Annotated in this window: 28 protein-coding genes and 1 tRNA gene; 22 read left to right on the top strand and 7 right to left on the bottom strand. The window is 57.3% G+C overall.

Features of this window, described 5'->3' with window-relative positions:
- Positions 1 to 511: 511 nt before the first annotated feature.
- A complete protein-coding gene (gene csrA / locus BLU52_RS07965) occupies positions 512 to 706 on the bottom strand; it encodes a carbon storage regulator CsrA (protein ID WP_003179932.1) in 195 nt (64 codons plus the stop codon).
- Between the two features lie 249 nt (positions 707 to 955).
- Here csrA and BLU52_RS07970 point away from each other — a divergent pair, with 249 nt between their 5' ends.
- Both BLU52_RS07970 and BLU52_RS07975 read left to right on the top strand, forming a co-directional pair.
- The gene (locus BLU52_RS07970; protein ID WP_090282664.1) at positions 956 to 1,321 is read left to right on the top strand and encodes an SPOR domain-containing protein; all 366 of its coding nucleotides are present in this window, start codon (positions 956 to 958) and stop codon (positions 1,319 to 1,321) included.
- 86 nt (positions 1,322 to 1,407) lie between these two features.
- The gene (locus tag BLU52_RS07975) at positions 1,408 to 2,319 is read left to right on the top strand and encodes a siderophore-interacting protein (RefSeq protein WP_090282665.1); all 912 of its coding nucleotides are present in this window, start codon (positions 1,408 to 1,410) and stop codon (positions 2,317 to 2,319) included.
- Positions 2,320 to 2,371: 52 nt separating this feature from the next.
- Here BLU52_RS07975 and BLU52_RS07980 read toward each other — a convergent pair whose 3' ends face one another.
- The 3 genes from BLU52_RS07980 to BLU52_RS07990 form a co-directional block, all read right to left on the bottom strand.
- Positions 2,372 to 3,061 (bottom strand): endonuclease, encoded by a 690-nt coding sequence (locus BLU52_RS07980; protein WP_090282666.1) that lies wholly within the window; start codon positions 3,059 to 3,061, stop codon positions 2,372 to 2,374.
- Between the two features lie 4 nt (positions 3,062 to 3,065).
- On the bottom strand, positions 3,066 to 3,335 hold the full coding sequence (locus tag BLU52_RS07985) for a DUF1654 domain-containing protein (RefSeq protein ID WP_090282667.1): 270 nt from the start codon (positions 3,333 to 3,335) through the stop codon (positions 3,066 to 3,068).
- 200 nt (positions 3,336 to 3,535) lie between these two features.
- Positions 3,536 to 4,624 (bottom strand): asparaginase, encoded by a 1,089-nt coding sequence (locus BLU52_RS07990; protein WP_090282668.1) that lies wholly within the window; start codon positions 4,622 to 4,624, stop codon positions 3,536 to 3,538.
- A 349-nt stretch (positions 4,625 to 4,973) separates the two neighbouring features.
- Between BLU52_RS07990 and BLU52_RS07995 the strand changes: the two genes are divergently transcribed.
- The 8 genes from BLU52_RS07995 (at position 4,974) to BLU52_RS08030 (ending at position 12,589) form a co-directional block, all read left to right on the top strand.
- Positions 4,974 to 5,420 carry a hypothetical protein gene (locus tag BLU52_RS07995; protein WP_090282669.1) on the top strand — a complete coding sequence of 149 codons (447 nt, stop codon included), beginning with the start codon at positions 4,974 to 4,976 and terminating at the stop codon, positions 5,418 to 5,420.
- A 201-nt stretch (positions 5,421 to 5,621) separates the two neighbouring features.
- Positions 5,622 to 6,578, top strand: a complete 957-nt coding sequence (locus tag BLU52_RS08000; RefSeq protein WP_090282670.1) for a sugar ABC transporter substrate-binding protein — start codon at positions 5,622 to 5,624, stop codon at positions 6,576 to 6,578.
- Between the two features lie 56 nt (positions 6,579 to 6,634).
- The gene (locus tag BLU52_RS08005) at positions 6,635 to 8,188 is read left to right on the top strand and encodes a sugar ABC transporter ATP-binding protein (RefSeq protein ID WP_090282671.1); all 1,554 of its coding nucleotides are present in this window, start codon (positions 6,635 to 6,637) and stop codon (positions 8,186 to 8,188) included.
- Positions 8,185 to 9,162 (top strand): ABC transporter permease, encoded by a 978-nt coding sequence (locus tag BLU52_RS08010; RefSeq protein WP_090282672.1) that lies wholly within the window; start codon positions 8,185 to 8,187, stop codon positions 9,160 to 9,162. Before BLU52_RS08005 ends, BLU52_RS08010 begins: the two co-directional genes overlap by 4 nt.
- Before the next feature lie 3 nt (positions 9,163 to 9,165).
- Entirely contained in the window at positions 9,166 to 10,185 is a 1,020-nt protein-coding gene (locus BLU52_RS08015) for a LacI family DNA-binding transcriptional regulator (RefSeq protein WP_090282673.1), read from the top strand.
- Positions 10,186 to 10,209: 24 nt separating this feature from the next.
- Complete coding sequence (gene rbsK / locus BLU52_RS08020) at positions 10,210 to 11,127, top strand: ribokinase (RefSeq protein ID WP_090282674.1); 918 nt, start codon at positions 10,210 to 10,212, stop codon at positions 11,125 to 11,127.
- Positions 11,124 to 11,528 carry a D-ribose pyranase gene (gene rbsD, locus BLU52_RS08025; RefSeq protein WP_090282675.1) on the top strand — a complete coding sequence of 135 codons (405 nt, stop codon included), beginning with the start codon at positions 11,124 to 11,126 and terminating at the stop codon, positions 11,526 to 11,528. The genes rbsK and rbsD overlap by 4 nt, the downstream gene beginning before the upstream one ends.
- Positions 11,529 to 11,560: 32 nt before the next feature.
- Positions 11,561 to 12,589 carry a nucleoside hydrolase gene (locus BLU52_RS08030; RefSeq protein WP_090282676.1) on the top strand — a complete coding sequence of 343 codons (1,029 nt, stop codon included), beginning with the start codon at positions 11,561 to 11,563 and terminating at the stop codon, positions 12,587 to 12,589.
- Between the two features lie 35 nt (positions 12,590 to 12,624).
- Here the strand turns inward: BLU52_RS08030 and BLU52_RS08035 are convergent, their stop codons facing one another.
- Entirely contained in the window at positions 12,625 to 12,843 is a 219-nt protein-coding gene (locus BLU52_RS08035) for a hypothetical protein (protein ID WP_090282677.1), read from the bottom strand.
- A 129-nt stretch (positions 12,844 to 12,972) separates the two neighbouring features.
- Here BLU52_RS08035 and BLU52_RS08040 point away from each other — a divergent pair, with 129 nt between their 5' ends.
- Positions 12,973 to 13,275 (top strand): hypothetical protein, encoded by a 303-nt coding sequence (locus BLU52_RS08040; RefSeq protein ID WP_090282678.1) that lies wholly within the window; start codon positions 12,973 to 12,975, stop codon positions 13,273 to 13,275.
- Positions 13,276 to 13,443: 168 nt separating this feature from the next.
- Positions 13,444 to 13,761, top strand: a complete 318-nt coding sequence (locus tag BLU52_RS08045) for an I78 family peptidase inhibitor (protein ID WP_090282679.1) — start codon at positions 13,444 to 13,446, stop codon at positions 13,759 to 13,761.
- Positions 13,762 to 13,833: 72 nt separating this feature from the next.
- On the opposite strand, the gene BLU52_RS08050 is transcribed toward BLU52_RS08045, so the two are convergent.
- Positions 13,834 to 14,046 (bottom strand): cold-shock protein, encoded by a 213-nt coding sequence (locus BLU52_RS08050; protein ID WP_003179963.1) that lies wholly within the window; start codon positions 14,044 to 14,046, stop codon positions 13,834 to 13,836.
- A gap of 290 nt (positions 14,047 to 14,336) precedes the next feature.
- Positions 14,337 to 14,639, bottom strand: coding sequence for a hypothetical protein (locus tag BLU52_RS08055; RefSeq protein WP_090282680.1), 303 nt, complete (start codon positions 14,637 to 14,639; stop codon positions 14,337 to 14,339).
- Positions 14,640 to 15,009: 370 nt separating this feature from the next.
- Between BLU52_RS08055 and thrS the strand changes: the two genes are divergently transcribed.
- From thrS to BLU52_RS08105, 10 genes are all read left to right on the top strand, one after another.
- Positions 15,010 to 16,932, top strand: coding sequence for a threonine--tRNA ligase (gene thrS, locus BLU52_RS08060; RefSeq protein WP_090282681.1), 1,923 nt, complete (start codon positions 15,010 to 15,012; stop codon positions 16,930 to 16,932).
- Positions 16,932 to 17,483, top strand: a complete 552-nt coding sequence (gene infC / locus BLU52_RS08065) for a translation initiation factor IF-3 (protein ID WP_169432615.1) — start codon at positions 16,932 to 16,934, stop codon at positions 17,481 to 17,483. Before thrS ends, infC begins: the two co-directional genes overlap by 1 nt.
- Positions 17,484 to 17,543: 60 nt before the next feature.
- Positions 17,544 to 17,738, top strand: coding sequence for a 50S ribosomal protein L35 (rpmI, locus tag BLU52_RS08070; RefSeq protein ID WP_002553160.1), 195 nt, complete (start codon positions 17,544 to 17,546; stop codon positions 17,736 to 17,738).
- A gap of 27 nt (positions 17,739 to 17,765) precedes the next feature.
- Positions 17,766 to 18,122 carry a 50S ribosomal protein L20 gene (rplT, locus tag BLU52_RS08075; protein WP_002553161.1) on the top strand — a complete coding sequence of 119 codons (357 nt, stop codon included), beginning with the start codon at positions 17,766 to 17,768 and terminating at the stop codon, positions 18,120 to 18,122.
- 109 nt (positions 18,123 to 18,231) lie between these two features.
- The gene (gene pheS / locus BLU52_RS08080; protein WP_090282682.1) at positions 18,232 to 19,248 is read left to right on the top strand and encodes a phenylalanine--tRNA ligase subunit alpha; all 1,017 of its coding nucleotides are present in this window, start codon (positions 18,232 to 18,234) and stop codon (positions 19,246 to 19,248) included.
- Positions 19,249 to 19,274: 26 nt separating this feature from the next.
- Positions 19,275 to 21,653 (top strand): phenylalanine--tRNA ligase subunit beta, encoded by a 2,379-nt coding sequence (gene pheT / locus BLU52_RS08085; protein WP_090282683.1) that lies wholly within the window; start codon positions 19,275 to 19,277, stop codon positions 21,651 to 21,653.
- A 3-nt stretch (positions 21,654 to 21,656) separates the two neighbouring features.
- Positions 21,657 to 21,959, top strand: coding sequence for an integration host factor subunit alpha (gene ihfA / locus BLU52_RS08090; RefSeq protein WP_002553164.1), 303 nt, complete (start codon positions 21,657 to 21,659; stop codon positions 21,957 to 21,959).
- Positions 21,940 to 22,296, top strand: a complete 357-nt coding sequence (locus tag BLU52_RS08095) for a MerR family transcriptional regulator (protein ID WP_003179985.1) — start codon at positions 21,940 to 21,942, stop codon at positions 22,294 to 22,296. Before ihfA ends, BLU52_RS08095 begins: the two co-directional genes overlap by 20 nt.
- 89 nt (positions 22,297 to 22,385) lie before the next feature.
- Positions 22,386 to 22,462 (top strand) — tRNA-Pro (locus BLU52_RS08100).
- A gap of 202 nt (positions 22,463 to 22,664) precedes the next feature.
- Complete coding sequence (locus BLU52_RS08105) at positions 22,665 to 23,828, top strand: acyltransferase family protein (protein ID WP_157720682.1); 1,164 nt, start codon at positions 22,665 to 22,667, stop codon at positions 23,826 to 23,828.
- Positions 23,829 to 24,070: the final 242 nt, after the last annotated feature.

A 24,070-nucleotide genomic window follows, 5' to 3' on the forward strand; every position in this document is an offset into this window, starting at 1 on the left:
GATTGAGTAACATCCGCCCCGCGTTCACCACCACGGTTTATGCATTTTTAAATCCCAAGCTTCCATCAGCTGCTTGGGATTTTTTTTGCCTGCGATTTGGCTTTTTCTTTCGTGGCGATTCGGTTCGACAAGGACGCTACGCGTTTCGCGATTTTCCGAACGGATAGCTTTGGCGCGCGGCGAAGCGCTCGCGACAGGCGCGCCTATCAGTCATGTCGAGGTGTTGGTATTGGTATTGGTGGTGATCGTAGCGACCGGAATGGGGCGTGGCGTGACATTTGTTTAGCGGTGCGAATTCCCTGCGCTCTATCGGAAACGTCCGACAGCCAGTCTTTGAGATGGCAGGTAGTATCTGGCGGGCAACGGGGGGAATGGCGTATTGAAGTGAAGGTGGGACTTGCGTGTCAGGCGCCGTGCCCAGCGATGTGGGAAGCGGATGGCAAAACGGCGCGTAAAGCTCTAGCCAGTCATTCCACGAGGTAAACGGACTGGCTACTGACTGCGATGCGACTCAAGGCGTTTGGGGCTTGTCCGGAGCGGTCAGGCCAGCCTGAATGCGCTGGTAAATCTCTTCACGGTGCACGGCCACGTTTTTCGGTGCGTTGATGCCAATGCGGACCTGTTGGCCGCTAACGCCCAGAATGGTGATAGTGATGTCGTCGCCAATGTTTATGCTTTCACCGACTTTGCGGGTGAGTATCAGCATGGTCTTCTCCTTGATTGCTTTGTAGGGCACCTGATTCAGACAGTGCAGAGGTCGGTGGTACGTATAGATTAGTGCGAAGTCTCACGGTTTGGGTGCCTCTTTCTGACGCGCAGAAGCGGCATTAATTCCCAGGGCGTAACTATACAGAGGCTGCAAGCATCAATCTCGTTGTTTTGTGCCCATTTTGCGGGGCTCGCGAAGATTTATGAATGATAAGATCGCGGCTTTGGGATTTTCGAGGAAAGCGTTGTGCGCAAATTGGTCTGGGTAATCGCAGCACTTGTACTGGCGGGCTGTGGAGAGGGCAAGCAAGGTGATCTGCCGACACCGAAAACGGCTGTCGCAGCGCCGGCAGTCGCGGCTGCTCCGCAGTGGGATCTGGAAGTTCGCGGAGAAACACCACAAGCGGTCAGTGATCTGAGTGGCTGGTTGATCGAGCATGCTTTCGTGCCGACGGTCATCAAGGACAGCAGCGGTAAAACGCGGATTCTGATTGGCCCGTTCAATTCCAAAGCCGAGGCCGAAGCACGGAAGGTGCAGGTGGACGCGGCGCTGGTCAAGGCGAAAAAACAGAACATCGAATCGGTGCTGGTCGAACATCCGATCGCGCCGTAAATGATCCGCTCGGCGGAGCCTCCTAAAGGCTGTCAGGCGCGACTCGTTCCTTCTGCAGTCGCTGATGATTACCAGAAGGAGCTCCCATGGCCTCCGCCAATCCGTACAAGCTGTTTGATACAACCCTGCAACGCAAGACCCGGCTGAGTCCGCACTTGATGCGCATCACATTGGCGGGGCCGTCAGTGGCAGAAATGGCTACCTGGGCTCCGGATCAGCGGGTGAAACTGTTTTTTCCCGCGGCCAATGGTTCGCACGCGAAGCTCGCGCAGGAGGACGGCTGGTACGCTCGGTTTCGCTCGATGCTCGCGGATCGACGCCCGGCGATGCGCACCTACACCATCCGCCACTTGCGCGCCGGGCAAGGCGAAGTCGATATCGATTTTGTCCTGCACGGCGAGACCGGTCCGGCGTCGCGCTGGGCACTGCATTCGCAGCCAGGCGATACCATGCAGATCCTTGCGCCTGACCGACAGTTCTCGGCGAAGGAGGCGGGCGGTTTCGAGTGGAAGCCACCGCAAACTCTCAAGCAGGTGCTGTTGGTTGCCGATGCGACAGCGCTGCCGGCCGCAATGGGCATACTGGATCAGTTGGCGATGTCTTCGGCGCCGCCGCAAGTCCAGGCGTTTTTCGAAGTGGACAGCATGCAGGACATGCTGGCCGTTCCCGATTGGCCGGGGTTGTCGGTGCAGTGGCTAGTTCGCGATCAGGCGAGCGAGTCGGCCGCTGGAACCTTGATGGTGCAAGCCGTGCGGACAGCTGTTTTGCCAGTCCATACGGCCTCGGTCGCCCAATCACCTGAACTGGCTGATGTTGATATCGAAAAAGACATTCTCTGGGAGATCGCCGATACCGCCCCGGATGGATTTTACGGCTGGATTGCCGGAGAGTCTGCAGCGGTGATGAGCTTGCGCAGATACCTGATCAAGGACTGCGGCCTACCGCGCGAATCGCTCAATCTGATGGGTTACTGGCGGCACAACAAGGCGGCCAACTAGCCAATAAAAAGCCTCGAACATCACGTACGAGGCTTTTTTTGTGCCTGCCGATTCAGCCGCAGGCTTTCATGTTCACCGGGCCGACGAACTCATTGCCGCGTCCCATCACACACGCCACGCTCTGATTGCGCTGAAGCTCCCATTCCTGCACCGGGTAAGTCTTGTCCCACGCTTCATACAATTTGCGGTCCTGTTTCGACAGGCGCAAGCCGTACTGCTTGCTCATATAGAAGTACGTTCGGGCAATCATGCCGCGAATCGAGGGGCGGGGCATGACCTTCTTTGCCTTGAAATCGACTTGAGTCAGGCACGAGCCATATTGGCCCGATTGCACTGGCAACCAGCCGAAGCTGAAATTGCTGCGGTCGCCATTCACCTCGCCAATGCTCGGCACCAGGTTGTGCAGATCGGCCTCGGCTTTCTGGTAGACCGGGTCGTAGCGTGTGCAGTTCTTGCGTCCGCCGCTCTGCCAGCATTGGCGCTGATGGCCGATTTGCCAGGCCGGCACAATGTGTTCCCATTCGATGCGTGAGGCGCGCTTGGCGTTCTTGCGCGGGACGTAGCCGCAGGCTTTGAGATCAACCCGGTTCCCGGTGTATTTGCACCCGCAATAAAACTCGGTGGACTGGGGCGCATAGAGTTTCCAGGCCGCCTTCTTGGCTTCGGAAAAAGTTCGGGGGGCGCCAGCCTGAGCACCCATGGCGATAAACAACAGCAGCAACGCGAAACAACGGACACTCATTGAATCAATCTTCCTTCGGCACAACCCAAAAAATCTGTACGCCACCGTCGTCGCGATAAGCGAGGGTGACATTGTCGTTCTCGTCGATTTCCTCGAGCAGGCGCTCCCAGTCGTCCATCGGCTCGTCTGGCAGACGGAAGATCAGTGCGGCTTTGGCTTTTTGGGCGGTGGGGGAATTGATGATTTTCTGAACGCGCATACCCATGCGTTCGTAAGCGTCAGGAGCATCAGGGGAGGTGGCCACGAGGTTATCCTTATTAAGCTGTACGTGCATACAGTATTTAACTGTAAGCGTTTTCGCAACTGCTTAAATTTCAAGAAAATCCTCTGACAGTGGTTTTCCGATTTTGGTGTGGGAGGTATCGAATTTTTTGTAGGAAAAGTGCGCGATGGCGGTAAGCAGCGCATCACCCGCTTTTATTAGACGGATGATGCGTGAATTACCCGATCACGAATGGACCGGGCGAAGGTCTATCAGTATTCCCAAAACATCCGCTGCAGCTCTTTGCTGTCGTTGGTCTTGGTCAGCGCGACCATCGCCAGGATGCGGGCTTTCTGCGGGTTCAGGTCGTGAGCAACGACCCAGTCGTACTTGTCGTCAGGTTGCTCGGCGTTGCGCAGAACGAAGCCGCCAGCGTTGACGTGGGACGAGCGAATGATCTGTACGCCATCCTTGCGCAGTGTTTGCAGGGCCGGGACGACACGGGAGGACACCGAGCCGTTGCCGGTGCCGGCGTGAATGATCGCCTTGGCGCCGGACTGCGCGAGCGCCTTGTAGGCGGTATCGCTGACGTTGCCGTAGGAATAGGCGATTTCTACGTCAGGCAGGCTCTTGATGTTTTTGATGTCGAATTCCGAATCCATGGTGTGGCGCTTGGCTGGCAAGCGGAACCAGTAGGACTTGCCTTCAACGACCATGCCCAACGGGCCCCAGGCACTCTTGAACGCTTCGGTCTTGATGTTGATCATTTTGCTGACGTCGCGACCGGACTGGATTTCATCGTTCATCGTCACCAGTACGCCTTTGCCGTGCGCTTCTTTGCTGCTGGCCACGGCCACGGCGTTGTACAGGTTGAGCATGCCATCGGCGGACATGGCGGTACCCGGACGCATCGAGCCGACCACGATGATCGGCTTGTCGGTTTTTTCCACCAGGTTGAGGAAGTAGGCGGTTTCTTCCAGAGTGTCGGTACCGTGAGTGATGACGATGCCGTCGACATCCGTGCTGTCGGCCAGTTCGGCGACGCGGCGGCCCAGTTGCAGCAGATTTTCGTTGGTGATGCTTTCCGAGGCGATCTGCATGACTTGTTCGCCACGCACGTTGGCCAGCTTGCTCAGTTCGGGAATGCCGGCAATCAGTTGCTCGACACCGACCTTCGCGGCCTGATAGGTGGCGCTGTTGGCGGCGCTGGCGCCGGCACCGGCAATCGTGCCGCCAGTGGCGAGTACCACGACATTGGCGAGCTTGGTCTGGGTTTCGGCTTCTTTTGCCTGAAGGGCGGTGGGCAGGAGCAGGAGGAGGGCCAATGCGCCCGGAACCAAAGTGTTGAAAGCAGATTTCATTATTTTTCTCTCTAGTAGTGAGACGGTGCTGATGCAGGTTCATCTAGATGCGCCCCAAGCCGATCTGGAATGCCCGGGGTGCGATGAAGGGAGCAGGATCTGTACCAGCCGTACTGTGCCCCGCCAAAATGCTTAACCTGATGATTTACATCAACATTTCAGGTGTAAGTAAAAGTTGGGCGCATGGGTTTATCCGGTTTCCCGAACAAAGCGCGCTATCGTGTTCGGCTCTCCGAAAGAGACTACGACCGCTGGCGAGCCCGACGGCTGGCCGATTTTCGATTTTCTGCTAAAGAAATTCGGCGAAGGGCCGATGGGTGTTCAAGGAATCTGAAATCTGGGGATACACATGTCACTGACGGTCGGCTTTGCAAATCCGGGTGCTGTCACCATCGGCGGTAAAACCGCAGCAACGATCAATACGTTGAACGACGCGGGCAAGGACGCTTCTGCCGAGGCCCTGGGCGTTGAAAAAGACAAAAGCAATCAGGTCAGGACCGGCGGCGCTGCGCCAGAAGAGAGCAAAACCGAAGGCAGCAGCAATCTCAACACCACCGTGAAAATGCTCCTGAAGCGCATGCAGGAATTGCAAAAACAGCTTCAAGAGCAACAGCAGCAGTTGGCCGCCGCCCAGGCCAAGAGCTACCCGACACCCGAAGCCAAGTCCCAGGCGGTCATGTCCATTCAAGGGCAGATCGCGCAAACCAGCGCCGCAATGACGGAGGTCGCTGCTGCACTGGTCAAGGAAATGTCCCAGGGTTCAACCAGCGGCAATGTGGTGAACACCACGGTTTAACGCAGAAGGGGCGCCTCGAGGGATTCGCCCTACAACAAATGACGATTTCTGATTGTTGACAAATGTCGGCGGGATTCGCATAGTTCGCTCTACGCAAACGTTTGCGTCGCTTGCCTGCGGTGCTGTTGCTCCGTTCGCAAGCGATGTAGCTTACGCCAGCGCAAGCGTTGCTCACAATAATCATAAGATCGGAGTGAACCCATGAAGCTGCCATTCGCTGGACGTCTTCTTGCTGTCGCTATGCTGGCTGCCACAGCCGCCGCGCTACCTGTCTCCTCGGCGTTCGCCGAATCCGCTGAAAAACCCAAAGTCGCCCTGGTCATGAAATCCCTGGCCAACGAATTCTTCCTGACGATGGAAGACGGCGCCAAGGCCTACCAGAAAGAACACTCCGCCGATTTCGACCTGATCTCCAACGGCATCAAGGACGAGACCGATACCGCAGGGCAGACGAAGATTGTCGAGCAGATGATCCTCGCCAAGGTCGATGCACTGGTTATCGCACCCTCGGACTCCAAAGCCATGGTGCCGGTGATCAAGAAGGCCGTCGATGCGGGCATCACCGTGATCAACATCGACAATCAGCTTGATCCTGCGATCGTCAAAAGCAAAAACATCAGCGTCCCTTTCGTAGGACCCGACAACCGTAAGGGTGCGCGCCTGGTCGGTGAGTACCTGGCCAAGCAGCTCAAGGCCGGGGACGAAGTCGGCATCATTGAAGGTGTGTCCACGACCACCAATGCCCAGCAACGTACTGCTGGCTTCAAGGATGCGATGGAGGCTGCACAGATCAAGATTGTTTCCCTGCAATCCGGTGATTGGGAAATCGACAAGGGCAACAAGGTCGCCGCTTCGATTCTCAGTGAATACCCGGACGTCAAAGCGTTGCTGACCGGCAACGACAGCATGGCAGTCGGCGCCGTTTCCGCCGTCCGTGCTGCCGGCAAGGCGGGTCAGGTGAAGGTCGTCGGTTACGACAACATCAATGCGATCAAGCCGATGCTCAAGGACGGTCGCGTGCTGGCCACGGCTGACCAGTTCGCCGCCAAACAGGCGGTGTTCGGCATCGAGACTGCGCTGAAAATCATCAAGGGTGAGAAAGTCGACAGCGGTGCCAATGGTGTGATCGAAACACCGGTCGAGCTGGTCACTCAGTAAGCTTCTGGCGACACAATGGCGCTCGTCCGTCCGGGCGAGCGCACGGAGAGTTTTCTATGTCAGTTTCCGCCCCGAACGCTGTCCTCTCGGTCAGCGGTATCGGTAAGACCTATGCGCAACCGGTGCTTACCGGCATCGATCTGACGCTGATGCGCGGTGAAGTGCTGGCGCTGACCGGTGAGAATGGCGCCGGCAAAAGCACACTGTCGAAGATCATCGGCGGCCTCGTTACGCCGACCACCGGCCAGATGCAATTCCACGGCAAGGACTATCGTCCGGGCAGTCGCACCCAGGCCGAAGAGCTCGGTGTGCGTATGGTCATGCAAGAGCTCAATCTGTTGCCGACCCTGTCGGTGGCGGAAAACCTGTTTCTCGACAATTTGCCGAGCAACGGCGGCTGGATCAGTCGCAAGCAACTGCGCAAAGCGGCTATTGAGGCCATGGCGCAGGTCGGTCTTGATGCGATCGATCCGGACACGCTGGTCGGCGAGCTGGGTATCGGCCATCAGCAAATGGTCGAAATCGCCCGCAACCTGATCGGCGATTGCCATGTGCTGATTCTCGACGAGCCGACCGCGATGCTCACGGCCCGTGAAGTCGAAATGCTCTTTGAGCAGATCACCCGATTGCAGGCGCGCGGCGTCTCGATCATCTACATTTCCCACCGTCTCGAAGAACTCGCCCGCGTCGCGCAGCGGATTGCCGTGTTGCGTGACGGCAATCTGGTCTGCGTCGAGCCGATGGCCAATTACAACAGCGAGCAACTGGTCACGCTCATGGTAGGTCGCGAACTGGGCGAGCATATCGATATGGGCCCGCGCAAGATCGGCGCCCCGGCCCTGACGATCAAGGGTCTGACCCGCGCCGACAAAGTCCGCGATGTCTCGTTCGAAGTGCGTGCCGGGGAAATCTTCGGGATTTCCGGACTGATCGGGGCAGGGCGCACCGAACTGCTACGGCTGATCTTTGGTGCGGACGCGGCCGACAGCGGCACCATCGCCCTCGGCTCGCCGGCCAAGGCAGTCAGTGTGCGTTCGCCGGTCGATGCCGTGCGTCATGGCATTGCGTTGATTACTGAGGACCGTAAAGGCGAGGGGTTGCTGCTCAGTCAGTCGATCAGCGCCAACATCGCGCTAGGCAACATGCCAGAAATCTCCAGTGGCGGTTTCGTCAACAATGGCGATGAAATCTCCCTCGCACAGCGTCAGATCGACGCCATGCGCATTCGCAGCTCGAGCCCGACGCAACTGGTTTCCGAGTTGTCCGGGGGCAATCAGCAAAAGGTTGTCATCGGTCGCTGGCTGGAACGTGACTGTTCGGTGCTGCTGTTCGACGAGCCGACCCGTGGTATCGACGTCGGCGCCAAGTTCGACATTTATGCCTTGCTCGGTGAGCTGACGCGGCAGGGCAAAGCGCTGGTGGTGGTGTCCAGTGACCTGCGCGAATTGATGCTGATCTGCGACCGCATCGGCGTGCTGTCCGCGGGGCGGCTGATCGATACCTTCGAGCGCGACAGCTGGACCCAGGATGACTTGCTTGCCGCCGCATTCGCCGGCTACCAAAAACGTGATGCGTTGCTCAATGAAGCGGCGCCTAGGGATCTCCCATGAAAACTGCATCTCCTGCCGGCAAACGTAGTGGCAACTTCTATGGCCTGGGCACCTATCTGGGCCTGGCCGGTGCCTTGCTGGCGATGATTGCGCTGTTCTCGGTCTTGAGCAGCCACTTTCTGTCCTATAACACCTTCAGCACGCTGGCCAACCAGATCCCCGATCTGATGGTGCTGGCGGTCGGCATGACGTTCGTATTGATCATCGGCGGCATCGACCTCTCGGTCGGTTCGGTACTGGCACTGGCGGCATCGACCGTCAGCGTGGCGATTCTCGGCTGGGGCTGGGGCGTGTTGCCGTCGGCGTTGCTCGGCATGGCGGTAGCGGCACTCGCCGGCACCGTCACCGGTTCCATCACGGTAGCCTGGCGGATTCCTTCTTTTATCGTGTCGCTCGGTGTGCTGGAAATGGCTCGTGGTCTGGCGTATCAGATGACCGGCTCGCGTACTGCCTACATCGGTGATTCGTTTGCCTGGCTGTCGAACCCGATCGCGTTCGGTATTTCGCCGTCGTTCATCATTGCCTTGCTGGTGATTTTCGTCGCGCAGGCCGTACTGACGCGCACCGTATTCGGTCGCTACCTGATCGGCATCGGTACCAACGAAGAGGCGGTACGGCTTGCGGGGATCAATCCGAAGCCCTACAAGATTCTGGTATTCAGTCTGATGGGCCTGCTGGCCGGCATCGCAGCGCTGTTTCAGATTTCCCGTCTGGAAGCCGCTGATCCAAATGCCGGCTCCGGTCTGGAACTGCAGGTGATCGCTGCGGTGGTGATCGGCGGCACCAGCCTGATGGGCGGGCGCGGTTCGGTCATCAGTACGTTCTTCGGCGTGTTGATCATCTCGGTATTGGCGGCGGGGCTGGCGCAGATCGGCGCGACCGAGCCGACCAAACGCATCATCACCGGCGCCGTCATCGTGATCGCGGTGGTGCTCGACACTTACCGCAGTCAGCGCGCCAGTCGGCGGGGCTAAGACATGGCAACGATCAAGGATGTGGCAGCGCTGGCAGGCATTTCCTACACGACGGTGTCGCATGTGGTGAACAACACCCGGCCGGTCAGCAAGGAAGTGCGCTTGAAAGTCGAAGCGGCAATCAAGAGCCTCGACTATGTGCCGAGCGCGGTGGCGCGTTCGCTGAAAGCCAAGACCACGGCAACCATCGGCCTGCTGGTGCCGAACAGTCTCAACCCGTACTTCGCCGAGCTGGCGCGTGGAATCGAGGATTACTGCGAGCGTAACGGCTACTGCGTGATCCTTTGCAACTCCGACGACAATCCCGACAAGCAACGCAGCTATTTGCGTGTATTGCTGGAAAAACGCATCGACGGTCTGATCTTCGCGTCTGCCGGCGGTGACAGCGCCCTTGCGCAGGGGCTGGCCGGGGTGAAAACGCCCATGGTCATCGTCGACCGCGGTCTTGAAGGCGTCGACGCCGATCTGGTGCGTATCGACCATGAATACGGCGCGTACCTCGCAACCCGTCATCTGCTGGAATTGGGGCATCGCGACATCGCTACCATCGGTGGTCCGGCGAGCACCAGTGTCGCGCAGATGCGTCAGGCCGGATATTGCCGCGCGTTGGCAGAGGCGGGTATCGCGGTGCGGCAGGAGCGCATGCTGGAAAGTGACTTCACCAGTACGGGCGGTTACAACGCCGCGGCGAAGCTGCTGGAAAGCAATCCGCCGAGCGCGATTTTTGCCGGTAACGACATGATCGGCATCGGTGTGTTGCGCGCGGCAGCAGAACGCAACGTGCGGGTGCCTGGCGAGCTGTCGGTCATCGGCTTCGATGACATTCAGATGAGCCGTTACGTGTATCCGGCGCTGACCACGGTGGGGCAGTCGATCCTGCAACTCGGTGAGATGGCCGCCGAGGTGCTGCTGCGCAGGATCGCCACGCCGAACCTGGGCACCGATCAACGCATTGTCACCCCGAGTATCGTCTTGCGCGAATCCACCGCACCGCTGTCCGGCGTGTTCACCGAATATCGCTGAAACCGAATTGATGAGTAATGATGTATGCCCGCAAATGTAGTGGTAATAGGCAGCCTGAACATGGACCTGGTGACCCGCGCGCCTCGGCTGCCGGTCGGCGGTGAAACCCTGATCGGCCATTCGTTTGCCACGGTATCCGGTGGCAAGGGCGCCAATCAGGCGGTGGCTGCTGCACGGCTCGGAGCGCAGGTGGCGATGGTCGGCTGTGTCGGCAACGACGATTACGGTGTGCAGTTGCGCGATGCGCTGCTGGCCGAGCAGATCGACTGCCAGGCCGTGAGTAGCGTTGAGGGTTCCAGTGGCGTGGCGCTGATTGTGGTCGATGACAACAGCCAGAACGCCATTGTCATCGTCGCCGGTGCCAACGGTGCAATGACGCCAACCGTTATCGACCGATTCGACGCGGTGCTTCAAGCGGCAGACGTGATTATCTGCCAACTCGAAATTCCTGACGCCACCGTAGGGCATGCGCTCAAGCGCGCGCGCGCCCTCGGCAAGATTGTCATCCTCAATCCAGCCCCGGCCAGTCGCCCGCTGCCGGCGGACTGGTTTGCAGCAATCGATTACCTGATTCCGAACGAAAGCGAGGCGGCCGCCTTGAGCGGCATGCCAGTGGATTCGCTGAAGACCGCAGAAAGCGCGGCCACTCGGTTGATCGCCATGGGGGCCGGCAAAGTCATTGTCACTCTGGGGGCGCAAGGTTCGCTGTTTGCCAATGGTCAGGGGTTCGAGCATTTCCCCGCACCGAAAGTGCAGGCTGTCGATACCACGGCAGCAGGTGACACGTTTGTCGGTGGTTTTGCCGCTGCTCTGGCCAGAGGGCAATCCGAAGCTTCAGCCATTCGCTACGGACAGATCGCCGCCGCGCTGTCGGTCACCCGCGCGGGCGCACAGCCGTCCATTCCCACTATGTCCGACGTACAGGCTTTTGAACCGGTATGAAAAAAACTCCTTTGCTCAACATCGCGTTGTCGCGATTGATCGCATCGCTGGGCCACGGCGACATGGTAGTGATTGGCGATGCCGGGCTGCCCGTACCGCCGGGTGTCGAGCTGATCGACCTGGCACTGACTCACGGCGTCCCGGATTTCATCAGCACCCTCAACGTGGTGCTCAGCGAGATGCAGGTGGAGAGCCACGCAATCGCCAAGGAAATCTTCGATAAACAACCGAGCGCCTTGAGTGCGCTCGAAGCGTTGAACGGGGAGGGGGCTCTGGGCCGTCGCGATCTGCTCGGTCATGAGCAATTCAAGGTACTCAGCCGACAGGCGCGGGCGATTGTTCGTACGGGCGAATGCCAGCCGTACTGCAACATCGTGCTGGTCGCGGGAGTTACGTTCTGATTTTTCGATTTCATCTGCACAAGGAATGCGCCATGCAACGCTATGCTCAGAAACTGCACCAATTGCTCCGGAGTCTGCTGCTTTTGTCCGTCATCACTGCCACCGGCGCCCAGGCGGCGGAGAAAATCGACCTGATCATCGACACCGATCCCGGCGCTGACGACGTGGTCGCCTTGCTGTTCGCGCTGGCCTCGCCGGACGAGCTGAATATTCGCGCGCTGACCACCGTGGCCGGCAACGTGCGTCTGGACAAAACCTCGCGTAACGCCCGACTGGCTCGCGAATGGGCAGGGCGCGAGGATGTGCCGGTGTACGCCGGTGCGCCGAAGCCGCTGATGCGCACGCCGATCTATGCCGAAAACATCCATGGCAAGGAAGGCTTGTCGGGTGTCACCGTGCACGAGCCGAAAAAGGGTCTGGCTGAAGGCAATGCGGTCAACTATCTGATCGACACCCTGAAAAAGGCCAAGCCGCACAGCATCACCATCGCCATGCTCGGACCGCAGACCAACCTGGCGCTGGCGCTGATCCAGGAGCCGGAGATCGTACAGGGCATCAAGGAAGTGGTAATCATGGGCGGTGCGCATTTCAACGGCGGCAACATCACGCCTGTCGCCGAATTCAACCTGTTCGCCGACCCGCAAGCGGCGGAAGTTGTGCTAAAAAGCGGGGTGAAGCTGACGTATCTGCCGCTGGACGTGACCCACAAGATCCTCACCAGTGATGCCCGCCTGAAGCAGATTGCCGCGCTCGATAACAATGCGAGCAAGATTGTCGGCAACATCCTCAACGAATACATCAAAGGCGATATGGAACACTACGGCATTCCGGGTGGCCCTGTGCATGACGCCACCGTCGTCGCGTATCTGCTCAAGCCTGAGCTGTTCACCGGTCGCGCGGTCAACGTTGTGGTCGACAGTCGTGAAGGTCCGACGTTTGGTCAGACTATTGTTGACTGGTACGACGGCCTGAAGGCGCCGAAAAATGCATACTGGGTCGAGAATGGCGATGCCCAGGGTTTCTTTGATCTGCTGACCGAGCGTCTCAAGCGCTTGAAGTAAACGACCCGCCCGCAGGTGCCAGCCTGCGGGTTTTTTTATCCCTTCTCAGTCACTTCCTGCGCGGTGACCTCGACAGGGTAGCGCTCAAAAACCTGCTTGATGAATTGCAGAGCCGGTTCGGTGCCCAGAGCCTTGACCAACAGATCGATGCCAATCAACGCAAGCTCCTCGGCGGTGCCCGGGCTGTAAGAGCTGTGTCCGTCTGCCCATTTGGCTTTTATGTCGGCGTCGATGCTGATGTTGATGGTGTTCATTGGGCGCTCGAAGAGATGAAAGTCCGAACGTCGAGTTAACCATTTTGTCGTGCACTTGGCACTGCGACTTAGGCATGAGCGGGGTGCTATGCGACACTTGGTCTTTTCCAGCGACCCAGAGGCTGTGCTGTGCAAATCGATTTGAACACTCCCGACGGCCTGACGGTAGAGGCTGTGCGCCAGTTATTGGCCTCGGCCAGCGACGACGTGCACACCCAATTGCGCGTGACCAAGGGCGGCATCGCCTATTTGTCGACGGTCACCGGTGGTCAGGACATCGACGATCTGCTGTTTCGCCTCGAGACGTGGGCCAAGGGATCGGGATATGTAGGCAATGTGGCGGCCAGTGATGAGGTGTGGGTCATGCAGATCTACAACGCGCTCAAGGACAACTGGCCGAATCCGCCTTTCGATTACATCGACGTCTACTGAGCGCCGTTAATATTCAGTCACGATTGCGGGCTGAGAACGTTGGTGCGCTCAGGCACACTCGGCGTTTTTCCGATTGTGCGGCCGGGTGACGGCTTTGCTCGCGAAACCAAACGCCTGATTGGCGGTCGCACGATCTCAGCTTAACCATTTTGAAATCAAGGAGGCTTCATGCCTTTGAAGTTCGCGACACTGGGTGCACTTATGGCTGCTGCGCTGTTGGCCGGTTGCAGCACGAGCTCCAGCGAGTCGGCAAAGGAAAGCGTGGCGACCGACGCGGGTCACAGTCGCTGTGAGGCAACGGCGGCGCAGTTCACCGTCGGCAAGAAGGCTTCGCCGGAACTCCTGGAGCAGGCGCGCGTCAAGGCCGGTGCGCAAAATGCGCGATTCCTCAAGCCGACCGACATGATCACTCTGGAATACCGATCCGATCGCCTGAACCTGAACACTGACAACAATCTGGTGGTTACCCGCGTCAACTGCGGCTGATCGCCCACGACTTTTGTTGCAGGCACAAAAAACCCCGTCACATGGACGGGGTTTTTTTAGTGCGCCAGGAAATTACTCTGGGCGAACCTGTGCAGCTTGCATACCCTTTTGGCCTTTCTCAGCCACGAAAGAGACGGTCTGGCCTTCTTTCAGGCTTTTGAAACCGTCGGATTCGATAGCTTTGAAGTGTACGAACAGGTCGTCACCGCCACCTTGAGGAGTGATGAAGCCGAAGCCTTTTTCATCGTTGAACCATTTAACGGTGCCGGTTTGGCGATTAGACATGGTGTATCTCCAAGAAACATATATTTTCAGTAGTACTGTGCTGCTCAGGCCAACTGGGCACACCCGGGTATCATAGTCGAAATGTTCGCTTTGGGAGCCCCCCGGACGTGCTGTTTGCCAATCAGTCGTGTTTTATTTACCACCTGTTTCTGCTGAAAGCCCCGGTTTCAAAGGCTTGCAGCGAAACGTAAAGACGATAAAAAAACCTGTAAAACGTGCATAAATCGTCTGAAAAGCTTCATTTCCAGCACTTTTTTCCAGCTTTCAGCCGATCAAAAAACGTGGTGTTCTCATTTTTTCGCTGGGGGATTCGCCTTGCATTTGGCGATCTGACCGAGGGCTTTCTGCTGCAGTTCAGGGGTCGCCTTGTTGTCCATCAATGCCTGAATATCACTGGCCGGATAGGACTTGATGGCGTCGGCGCCACAAGCGCAATGGGATTTGGCTGCGGCAGCGCCAATTTGCTGCGTGGCTGCCTGGGTGCACTGCGCCATGTATTTTTCACGCTCGCCCTTCGGCCAGTCGGCATGAGCGCTCAGCGGCAGCAGCAGAGCAAGAGGGGCGACGACGGCGAATAAGGTGTTCAGACGCATGCGAGAATGCTCCTTGTGGGTCAATGTCTTGTTATCTGAGGGCTGAAGAGCCGATCTAGTTCAGCACTCTGGCATAAAAACGGACGGTTTGCCTTCTGCCAAATCAGCACGTAAGCGACCGCTCATCTGTGCTAGGATGCCGGTCTCATGCGTTTTCAAGCGCCGGATGCCCTTTAGTCCCGGCTGCGGTCAGCGTGCGAATATCCTGATTTGAATCCCAGTCACTCTGGTTCGGTTTTCCGGTTGGCCGCAAGGCTCCTGCCGCTGTAAGGCAGGCGTTCGTCATTGAATGGCCTGGACCGGATCTTGTACTGGCTCATCCCAACCCACGTGACCTTTGGTAGGGGTCACCACTAGGAGAGGAGGCGCCATGCCAACTATTACTCTTCCCGACGGCAGTCAACGTTCATTCGATCACCCGGTTTCCGTAGCCGAGGTCGCCGCATCCATTGGTGCCGGTCTGGCCAAGGCGACCCTGGCCGGCAAGGTCAATGGGCAACTGGTCGACGCCAGCGACATCATCAGCAGCGACGCGACCCTGCAAATCATCACGCCAAAGGATGAAGAGGGGCTGGAGATCATTCGCCACTCCTGCGCGCACCTGGTTGGCCATGCGGTCAAGCAGCTGTACCCGACTGCAAAAATGGTCATCGGGCCGGTCATCGACGAAGGCTTCTATTACGACATCGCCTTCGAGCGTCCTTTTACTCCGGACGACATGGCCGCCATCGAACAGCGCATGCAGCAGCTGATCGAGAAAGATTACGACGTGATCAAGAAAGTCACTCCACGCGCCGAAGTGATCGAAGTGTTCAAGGCCCGCGGCGAAGACTACAAGCTGCGCCTGGTCGAGGACATGCCGAACGAGCAGGCCATGGGCCTGTACTATCACGAAGAATACGTCGACATGTGCCGTGGTCCGCACGTGCCGAACACGCGTTTCCTCAAATCCTTCAAGCTGACCAAGCTGTCCGGCGCCTACTGGCGCGGCGACGCCAAGAACGAGCAATTGCAGCGCGTTTACGGCACAGCCTGGGCCGACAAGAAACAACTGGCGGCCTACATTCAGCGCATCGAAGAAGCTGAAAAGCGCGATCACCGCAAGATCGGCAAGCGTCTGGGTCTGTTCCACACCCAGGAAGAAGCGCCGGGCATGGTCTTCTGGCACCCGAACGGCTGGACCTTGTATCAGGTGCTCGAGCAGTACATGCGCAAGGTGCAGCGCGACAACGGCTACCTCGAGATCAAAACGCCGCAAGTCGTTGACCGCAGCCTGTGGGAGAAATCCGGGCACTGGGCCAACTACGCCGACAACATGTTCACCACCGAGTCGGAAAGCCGCGACTACGCGATCAAGCCGATGAACTGCCCGTGCCATGTGCAGGTGTTCAATCAGGGCCTGAAAAGCTACCGCGAGCTGCCGATGCGCCTGGCCGAGTTCGGTGCCTGCCACCGCAACGAGCCATCGGGTGCGCTGCACGGCATCATGCGTGTGCGTGCGTTTACTCAGGATGACGCCCACATTTTCTGCACCGAAGAGCAGATGCAGGCTGAGTCCGCTGCGTTCATCAAGCTGACCATGGACGTTTATCGCGACTTCGGCTTCACCGATGTCGAGATGAAACTGTCCACTCGTCCGGAAAAACGCGTCGGTTCCGACGAGCTGTGGGATCGCGCGGAAGCCGCACTGGCTGCAGCCCTCGATTCTGCGGGCCTGCCGTACGATCTGCAGCCAGGTGAGGGGGCGTTCTATGGTCCGAAGATCGAGTTCTCGTTAAAAGATTGCCTCGGTCGCGTCTGGCAATGTGGTACCTTGCAGCTCGATTTTAACCTGCCTGTCCGTTTGGGCGCTGAATACGTCTCCGAAGACAACAGCCGCAAACACCCGGTGATGCTGCACCGCGCGATCCTCGGTTCGTTCGAGCGTTTCGTCGGGATTCTGATCGAGCACTACGAAGGTGCATTCCCTGCCTGGCTGGCGCCAACGCAGGCGGTGATCATGAATATCACTGATAAACAGGCAGATTTTGTTGCAGAGGTTGAAAAAACTCTCAACGAAAGCGGATTTCGTGCCAAGTCCGACTTGAGAAATGAAAAGATCGGCTTTAAAATCCGCGAGCATACTTTGCTCAAGGTTCCCTATCTTTTGGTTATCGGAGATAAGGAAGTCGAGATGCAGACTGTCGCTGTGCGTACTCGTGAAGGTGCTGACCTGGGCTCGATGCCCGTCGCCCGGTTCGCTGAGTTTCTCGCGCAAGCGGTTTCCCGGCGTGGTCGCCCAGATTCGGAGTAATTATTATTAAGCGTGAAATGAGACAAGATAAACGAGCTGCACCGAAAGCCCCGATCAACGAGAATATCTCGGCACGCGAGGTTCGGTTAATTGGCGCTGATGGCGAGCAGATTGGCATCGTCTCGATTGATGAAGCGCTTCGTATCGCTGAAGAAGCAAAGCTTGATCTGGTGGAAATCTCCGCAGACGCAGTCCCACCGGTTTGCCGTGTGATGGACTACGGCAAGTCGATCTTCGAAAAGAAGAAGCAGATTGCCGCGGCGAAGAAGAACCAGAAGCAGATTCAGGTTAAAGAAATCAAGTTTCGTCCAGGGACGGAGGAAGGGGATTACCAGGTAAAACTGCGCAACCTGGTACGTTTCCTGAGTGACGGGGACAGGGCCAAGGTATCCTTGCGATTCCGCGGCCGTGAGATGGCCCACCAGGAGCTGGGGATGGAACTCCTCAAGCGGGTTGAACAAGACCTGCTCGAGTACGGTTCGGTCGAACAGCATCCTAAGATGGAAGGACGCCAGCTGATCATGGTCATCGCCCCGAAAAAGAAGAAGTAATCAACAGGGCACGGCAGGCCTTCTGATTATGTTTATCAACTGAATGCGGAGTATCCGAACATGCCAAAAATGAAAACCAAAAGTGGTGCTGCCAAGCGGTTTCTGAAAACTGCTAACGGCATCAAGCACAAGCACGCTTTCAAGAGCCACATCCTGACTAAAATGTCGACCAAGCGTAAGCGTCAACTGCGCGGTAGCAGCTTGCTGCATCCGTCTGACGTGGCAAAAGTCGAGCGCATGCTGCGCCTTCGTTAATTTAGTCAAGAATAGAGGAAGTAACTCATGGCTCGTGTAAAGCGTGGCGTCATTGCCCGTAAGCGTCACAAAAAAATTCTGAAACTTGCTAAAGGCTACTACGGCGCACGCTCCCGCGTATTCCGTGTTGCCAAGCAAGCGGTAATCAAGGCAGGCCAGTACGCCTACCGTGACCGTCGTCAGAAAAAACGTCAGTTCCGCGCTCTGTGGATCGCTCGTATCAATGCTGGTGCTCGTGTTAATGGTCTGTCCTACAGCCGTTTCATCGCTGGCCTGAAAAAAGCGTCCATCGAGATCGACCGTAAGGTTCTGGCTGATCTGGCAGTGAACGAAAAAGCGGCGTTTGCTGCGATTGTCGAGAAAGCTAAAGCCACCTTGGCTTAAGTACCCCCGACAGTCACCCGGCCTCATCTTTGTGGGGTCAGGTGTTAAACGTCATAAATAGGGGAAGAGCCTTCAAGCTCTTCCCCTATTTTGTATCTGGAGTCTGTACATGGAAAACCTGGATGCGCTGGTCGCTCAAGCACTAGAGGCTGTGCAAAGCGCTGAAGATATCAATGCCCTGGAGCAAATCCGGGTTCAATACCTTGGCAAAAAGGGTGAATTGACTCAGGTGATGAAGACCCTGGGCAATCTTCCGGCAGAAGAGCGTCCGCAGGTCGGCGCCCTGATCAACGTTGCCAAGGAGCGTGTTACAGGCGTTCTCAATGCACGCATGGCTCTGTTTGAAGAAGCCGAACTGGCTGCCAAACTGTCCGCCGAGTCCATCGACGTGACGTTGCCGGGCCGTGGCCAGACCTCCGGTGGTCTGCATCCGGTGACCCGCACGCTGGAGCGTGTCGAGCAGTTCTTCACCCGTATTGGCTACGGCATCGCCGAAGGCCCCGAGGTCGAAGACGACTATCACAACTTCGAAGCGCTCAACATCCCAGGCCACCACCCGGCCCGGTCGATGCATGACACCTTCTATTTCAATGCCAACATGCTGCTGCGCACCCATACCTCGCCGGTACAGGTCCGCACAATGGAATCGAAGCAGCCGCCGATTCGCATCGTCTGCCCGGGCCGTGTGTATCGCAGCGACTCCGATATCACCCACTCGCCGATGTTCCACCAGGTCGAAGGCCTGCTGGTCGATCGCGATATCAATTTTGCCGATCTCAAAGGCACCATCGAAGAATTCCTGCGGGTGTTCTTCGAGAAAGAGCTGGCCGTACGTTTCCGTCCTTCGTACTTCCCGTTCACCGAGCCATCCGCTGAAGTCGACATGGAATGCGTGATGTGCAGCGGTAAAGGCTGCCGCGTCTGCAAGCAGACCGGCTGGCTGGAAGTGATGGGCTGCGGCATGGTTCACCCGAACGTGCTGCGCATGTCCGGCATCGATCCGGAAGAGTTCTCCGGCTTTGCTTTCGGCATGGGCGTCGAGCGTCTGGCCATGCTCCGTTACGGCGTGAACGACTTGCGTCTGTTCTTCGACAACGACTTGCGGTTCCTCGCGCAATTTCGCTAGTCGTAACGAATTCTTAGGAGAGCAGGATGAAATTCAGTGAACAATGGCTGCGTGGCTGGGTTAGCCCGCAGGTAGATCGCGACGAGCTGGTTGCCCGTCTGTCGATGGCCGGTCTGGAGGTCGACAGCGTGACCCCGGCCGCCGGTGTATTCAGCGGTGTGGTGGTAGGTGAGGTGCTGAGCACCGAGCAGCACCCTGACGCCGACAAATTGCGCGTGTGCCAGGTCAGCAATGGCGCGGAAACCTTCCAGGTCGTGTGCGGTGCGCCGAACGTGCGTCCGGGCCTGAAGATTCCGTTCGCCATGATCGGCGCTGAGCTGCCGGGTGATTTCAAGATCAAGAAAGCCAAGCTGCGCGGCGTCGAGTCCAACGGCATGCTGTGCTCTCAAGCCGAGTTGCAGATTGGCGAAGGCAACGACGGTCTGATGGAGCTGCCGGCCGATGCGCCGGTCGGCGAAGATTTCCGGGTTTATCTGGATCTGGAAGACGCGAGCATCGAGGTCGACCTGACCCCGAACCGTGGCGACTGCCTGTCGCTGGCCGGTCTGGCCCGTGAAGTCGGTGCGCTGTACGCCGCGCCGGTAACGCGTCCGGTAGTAGCCGCCGTTCCAGCCACACATGACGAGGTCCGCTCGGTCGAAGTGCTGGCGCCCGCCGCGTGCCCGCGTTATCTGGGGCGTGTGATCCGTAACGTTGATTTGTCGAAGCCGACACCGCTGTGGATGGTTGAACGTCTGCGTCGCGCCGACGTGCGCAGCATCGACGCTGCCGTCGACATCACCAACTACGTGATGCTCGAGCTGGGTCAGCCGCTGCACGCGTTCGATCTCGCCGAAATCAATGGCGGTATTCGCGTGCGCATGGCGGAAGAGGGCGAGAAGCTCGTGCTGCTCGACGGTCAGGAAGTCAGTCTGCGTAGCGATACGCTGGTGATCGCTGACCATAGCCGTGCGCTGGCTATTGCCGGTGTCATGGGCGGTGAGCACAGCGGTGTGTCCTCGACTACGCGCGACGTTTTCCTGGAAAGTGCGTTCTTCGACCAGATCGCTGTAGCCGGCAAAGCCCGTTCCTATGGCCTGCACACCGACGCCTCGCACCGCTACGAGCGTGGCGTTGACTGGCAACTGGCCCGTGAAGCCATGGAGCGCGCCACTGGCCTGCTGCTGGACATCACCGGTGGCGAAGCCGGCCCGATCATCGAGACCGTCAGCGAGCAGCACCTGCCGTCGATCGCGCCGATCACGCTGCGTTCCCAGCGCATCACGCAAATGCTGGGCATGGAAATGGATTCGGCTCAGGTCGAAAGCCTGCTCAGCGGGTTGGGTCTGAAGATTACCGCCGATGGGGCAGGGCAGTGGCGCGTTGAAGTGCCAAGCCATCGCTTCGACATCAGCCTGGAAGTCGATCTGATCGAAGAGTTGGCCCGCCTCTACGGCTACAACCGTCTGCCGGTTCGTTACCCGCAAGCACGTCTGGCACCGCAAGCAAAGGCAGAAGCGCGTAGCGATCTGCCGGAGCTGCGTCGTCTCCTGGTTGCTCGTGGTTACCAGGAAGCGATCACTTACAGCTTCATCGATCCACGCCAGTTCGAACTGTTCAATCCGGGTGTCGAGCCCCTGTTGCTGGCCAATCCGATTTCCAATGACATGGCAGCCATGCGTTCGTCGCTGTGGCCGGGTCTGGTCAAAGCGCTGCAACACAACCTCAATCGCCAGCAGGATCGCGTGCGTCTCTTCGAAAGCGGTCTGCGTTTCGTCGGCCAGCTCGACGGCCTGAAGCAAGAGCCAATGTTGTCGGGTGTGGTGTGCGGCAGCCGCCTGCCGGAAGGCTGGGCACAAGGTCGCGACACCGTAGACTTCTTCGACGTCAAGGCTGACGTGGAAGCGGTGCTGGGCTTCGCCGGTGCGCTGGATTCGTTCACCTTTGCACCGGGCAAACACCCGGCGCTGCACCCGGGCCAAACCGCGCGCATCGAACGCGAAGGCCGTGAAGTCGGTTTCATCGGTGCAATTCACCCAGAACTGTCGAAAGCGCTGGGCCTGGATCGTCCGGTCTTCGTTTTCGAGCTGGTTCTGGCTGAAGTGGCACTCGGTAAAATGCCTAAATTCCACGAGTTGTCGCGCTTTCCTGAAGTGCGTCGTGACCTTGCACTGATCGCGCATAAAGACGTCGCAGCCTCGGCTGTACTGGACGTAATTCGTGAAAATGCAGGCGAATGGCTCACTGATCTCAGGCTGTTTGACGTGTATCAGGGTAAAGGCATTGATCCTGATAGAAAAAGCCTCGCCGTTGGCTTGACCTGGCAGCATCCATCGCGCACTCTTAATGACGATGAGGTGAATTCGACGACGCAAAATATCCTCACCTCGCTCGAACAAAGGTTGAACGCCACGTTAAGGAAGTGACGTATGGGGGCTTTGACGAAAGCTGAGATGGCGGAACGTCTGTATGAAGAGCTGGGCCTGAACAAGCGGGAAGCCAAGGAATTGGTAGAACTGTTTTTCGAGGAAATCAGGCACGCTCTTGAAGACAACGAGCAGGTCAAATTGTCCGGTTTCGGCAATTTCGACCTTCGGGACAAACGCCAGCGGCCTGGCCGCAACCCGAAAACGGGGGAAGAAATCCCGATCACGGCTCGCCGTGTGGTCACCTTTCGTCCAGGGCAGAAGTTGAAGGCCCGAGTTGAGGCTTATGCTGGAACCAAGTCATAACGACGAACTACCCGTCATCCCGGGCAAACGCTACTTCACCATTGGTGAAGTCAGCGAGCTGTGTGCCGTAAAGCCACACGTGCTGCGCTACTGGGAGCAGGAGTTTCCTCAGCTCAACCCCGTCAAACGCCGCGGAAACCGCCGGTATTATCAGCGCCAGGACGTGCTGATGATCCGGCAGATCCGCGCGCTCCTCTACGATCAGGGTTTCACCATCGGCGGCGCACGCCTGCGCCTCTCCGGCGACGAAGCCAAAGACGACACCACCCAGTACAAGCAGATGATCCGGCAGATGATTGCCGAGCTCGAAGACGTGCTGGTAGTACTCAAGAAATAAAAAGCAGCGTTTGAATACTTCCAGTTTTCAAACGCTTGCGCTATATTCTTGAACGTTCTTCGAGGTGAAGAACGAGATGCAACATCAGTCGGGGCGTAGCGCAGTCCGGTAGCGCACTAGCATGGGGTGCTAGGGGTCGAGTGTTCGAATCACTCCGTCCCGACCATATTTTTCAACGACTTAGCCGAACTGTAGCCAGTTCGGCTTTTTCATGGGCGGGGACTTTTGCGGAGGGCATGCTGTTTTCCTTCTTGGAATGGTCAAGGCCGACCCGCGTGAGTCCGGCTTCGAGTTGCCATGAAGTGATGCTCTATGCTGCGCGTGACGGCAGAAGGTGCTCGCTTTGGCCTCAATGCTATGAGGTAGCCATGTTCATTGGCGCAGGCTCTGGTATATTCGCTGCGCCGAAGGACACATTGGATGCGCAGGTAATGAAGGATAGCAACAGGCTTGAATCTTTAACATTCTTTAGGTTTATCGCTGCGGCATCTGTCGTGATATTTCACTACGGGAGAGACACCCAGTTTTACAAAATGCTTCCTTCCGTTCTTGCTGCTGGTTCAATTGCAGTAACGTTCTTTTTTGTTCTGTCTGGATTTGTTATTGCATTATCTTCCATCAAGAAAGAGTTTTCTGTTGGCAGTTTCTATCTGGATCGACTTGCCAGAATTTTGCCGGTGTATCTTATAGCGTTGGTTTTAACGCTAGCCCTGATAGGTATAGTGGGAAAAGATGTTGAGCTGATTTTATCTGGTTTGATGCTGCAGTCATGGGTTAGTCCATATCCATTGTCGCTTAATATGCCAGCTTGGTCTGTGTCCGTTGAGATGGCCTTCTATTTGCTTGCGCCCGCTTTAATCGTTCTGGCGAGAAAAGGGGTGGGCTCGCCAGTAGTGTGGATTGCTGTTTCCTGCGTTTTTTGGCTGGCGACACAGCTTGTGTTGTCTTCGATTAACAAGTCTGAGTTTGCAATACTCAACCCATCACGCGCGGTAGATATTGTTTATTATTTTCCACCCGCGCATTTTTGCAGCTTCGTGCTTGGGTTTTCCGGAGGTTACGCGTATTCAAGGCTAAAAGCTGGTGGTGCTTATGCGCAGGCAAAGAATGTCGTTTTATTTATTCTGTCAATTTTTGTTATCTACGCGCTGTCAAAAACTGGAAGAGTGATCAATGATTTTTTTGGAGAGAATTTTGCATATGGGTCAAGCTTCTATGCGGTAGTTTTTTTGTTTTTTATTTATAGTTGTGCAGTTTGCAATCATGCCATTCCTGGGTTCATGAAAGGGAAATTATCTACGCTGCTTGGCGATGCCAGCTACGCGCTTTATATCATGCAGATGCCAGTGTATCTTTTGCTATCCAGGTTTTATCCATCATCTGCTACGGGATATGAACTCCATTTTTGGACTTACTTTGCACTGCTTCTCGCGGTTTCGGTGTCGCTTCACATATTGGTCGAAAAGCCCATCGTGAAAGCCGTGAAGAAGAAACGCCTGGAAGCGAATGAGAAAATAGTAGTTGCCGCTTAGTGCGCCTAAAACAAAAAGCCCGCCATCGAACGGGCTTTTTTCCACGTGAGTACAGCTGAATTTGACTAACGAGCGCGCGAGGGTAATTCCCGCTCGTCGAGCGAATCGCACTCCCTGGCGTGGAATCGCCTCTCAGTAGTAAGCGCAGGCCCTGCGCCAATGACGGGAGAAAATGATGATTGACGACAACAACGGTCCTGAAGCTCCGTATCCGGGGACCAGGCGAGCAAACGCCGGACTCT

It is taken from the genome of Pseudomonas granadensis, from assembly GCF_900105485.1.
GTDB lineage: Bacteria > Pseudomonadota > Gammaproteobacteria > Pseudomonadales > Pseudomonadaceae > Aquipseudomonas > Aquipseudomonas granadensis.

What these genes read in the sequence shown, in the direction of transcription:
- csrA (WP_003179932.1), bottom strand. Translation starts at nt 706, where the DNA reads ATGCTGATACTCACCCGCAAAGTCGGTGAAAGCATAAACATTGGCGAC.
- BLU52_RS07975 (WP_090282665.1), top strand. Translation starts at nt 1,408, where the DNA reads ATGGCCTCCGCCAATCCGTACAAGCTGTTTGATACAACCCTGCAACGC.
- BLU52_RS07980 (WP_090282666.1), bottom strand. Translation starts at nt 3,061, where the DNA reads ATGAGTGTCCGTTGTTTCGCGTTGCTGCTGTTGTTTATCGCCATGGGT.
- BLU52_RS07985 (WP_090282667.1), bottom strand. Translation starts at nt 3,335, where the DNA reads ATGCACGTACAGCTTAATAAGGATAACCTCGTGGCCACCTCCCCTGAT.
- BLU52_RS07990 (WP_090282668.1), bottom strand. Translation starts at nt 4,624, where the DNA reads ATGAAATCTGCTTTCAACACTTTGGTTCCGGGCGCATTGGCCCTCCTC.
- BLU52_RS07995 (WP_090282669.1), top strand. Translation starts at nt 4,974, where the DNA reads ATGTCACTGACGGTCGGCTTTGCAAATCCGGGTGCTGTCACCATCGGC.
- BLU52_RS08000 (WP_090282670.1), top strand. Translation starts at nt 5,622, where the DNA reads ATGAAGCTGCCATTCGCTGGACGTCTTCTTGCTGTCGCTATGCTGGCT.
- BLU52_RS08005 (WP_090282671.1), top strand. Translation starts at nt 6,635, where the DNA reads ATGTCAGTTTCCGCCCCGAACGCTGTCCTCTCGGTCAGCGGTATCGGT.
- BLU52_RS08010 (WP_090282672.1), top strand. Translation starts at nt 8,185, where the DNA reads ATGAAAACTGCATCTCCTGCCGGCAAACGTAGTGGCAACTTCTATGGC.
- BLU52_RS08015 (WP_090282673.1), top strand. Translation starts at nt 9,166, where the DNA reads ATGGCAACGATCAAGGATGTGGCAGCGCTGGCAGGCATTTCCTACACG.
- rbsK (WP_090282674.1), top strand. Translation starts at nt 10,210, where the DNA reads ATGCCCGCAAATGTAGTGGTAATAGGCAGCCTGAACATGGACCTGGTG.
- rbsD (WP_090282675.1), top strand. Translation starts at nt 11,124, where the DNA reads ATGAAAAAAACTCCTTTGCTCAACATCGCGTTGTCGCGATTGATCGCA.
- BLU52_RS08030 (WP_090282676.1), top strand. Translation starts at nt 11,561, where the DNA reads ATGCAACGCTATGCTCAGAAACTGCACCAATTGCTCCGGAGTCTGCTG.
- BLU52_RS08035 (WP_090282677.1), bottom strand. Translation starts at nt 12,843, where the DNA reads ATGAACACCATCAACATCAGCATCGACGCCGACATAAAAGCCAAATGG.
- BLU52_RS08045 (WP_090282679.1), top strand. Translation starts at nt 13,444, where the DNA reads ATGCCTTTGAAGTTCGCGACACTGGGTGCACTTATGGCTGCTGCGCTG.
- BLU52_RS08050 (WP_003179963.1), bottom strand. Translation starts at nt 14,046, where the DNA reads ATGTCTAATCGCCAAACCGGCACCGTTAAATGGTTCAACGATGAAAAA.
- BLU52_RS08055 (WP_090282680.1), bottom strand. Translation starts at nt 14,639, where the DNA reads ATGCGTCTGAACACCTTATTCGCCGTCGTCGCCCCTCTTGCTCTGCTG.
- thrS (WP_090282681.1), top strand. Translation starts at nt 15,010, where the DNA reads ATGCCAACTATTACTCTTCCCGACGGCAGTCAACGTTCATTCGATCAC.
- rpmI (WP_002553160.1), top strand. Translation starts at nt 17,544, where the DNA reads ATGCCAAAAATGAAAACCAAAAGTGGTGCTGCCAAGCGGTTTCTGAAA.
- rplT (WP_002553161.1), top strand. Translation starts at nt 17,766, where the DNA reads ATGGCTCGTGTAAAGCGTGGCGTCATTGCCCGTAAGCGTCACAAAAAA.
- pheS (WP_090282682.1), top strand. Translation starts at nt 18,232, where the DNA reads ATGGAAAACCTGGATGCGCTGGTCGCTCAAGCACTAGAGGCTGTGCAA.
- pheT (WP_090282683.1), top strand. Translation starts at nt 19,275, where the DNA reads ATGAAATTCAGTGAACAATGGCTGCGTGGCTGGGTTAGCCCGCAGGTA.
- ihfA (WP_002553164.1), top strand. Translation starts at nt 21,657, where the DNA reads ATGGGGGCTTTGACGAAAGCTGAGATGGCGGAACGTCTGTATGAAGAG.
- BLU52_RS08095 (WP_003179985.1), top strand. Translation starts at nt 21,940, where the DNA reads ATGCTGGAACCAAGTCATAACGACGAACTACCCGTCATCCCGGGCAAA.
- BLU52_RS08105 (WP_157720682.1), top strand. Translation starts at nt 22,665, where the DNA reads ATGTTCATTGGCGCAGGCTCTGGTATATTCGCTGCGCCGAAGGACACA.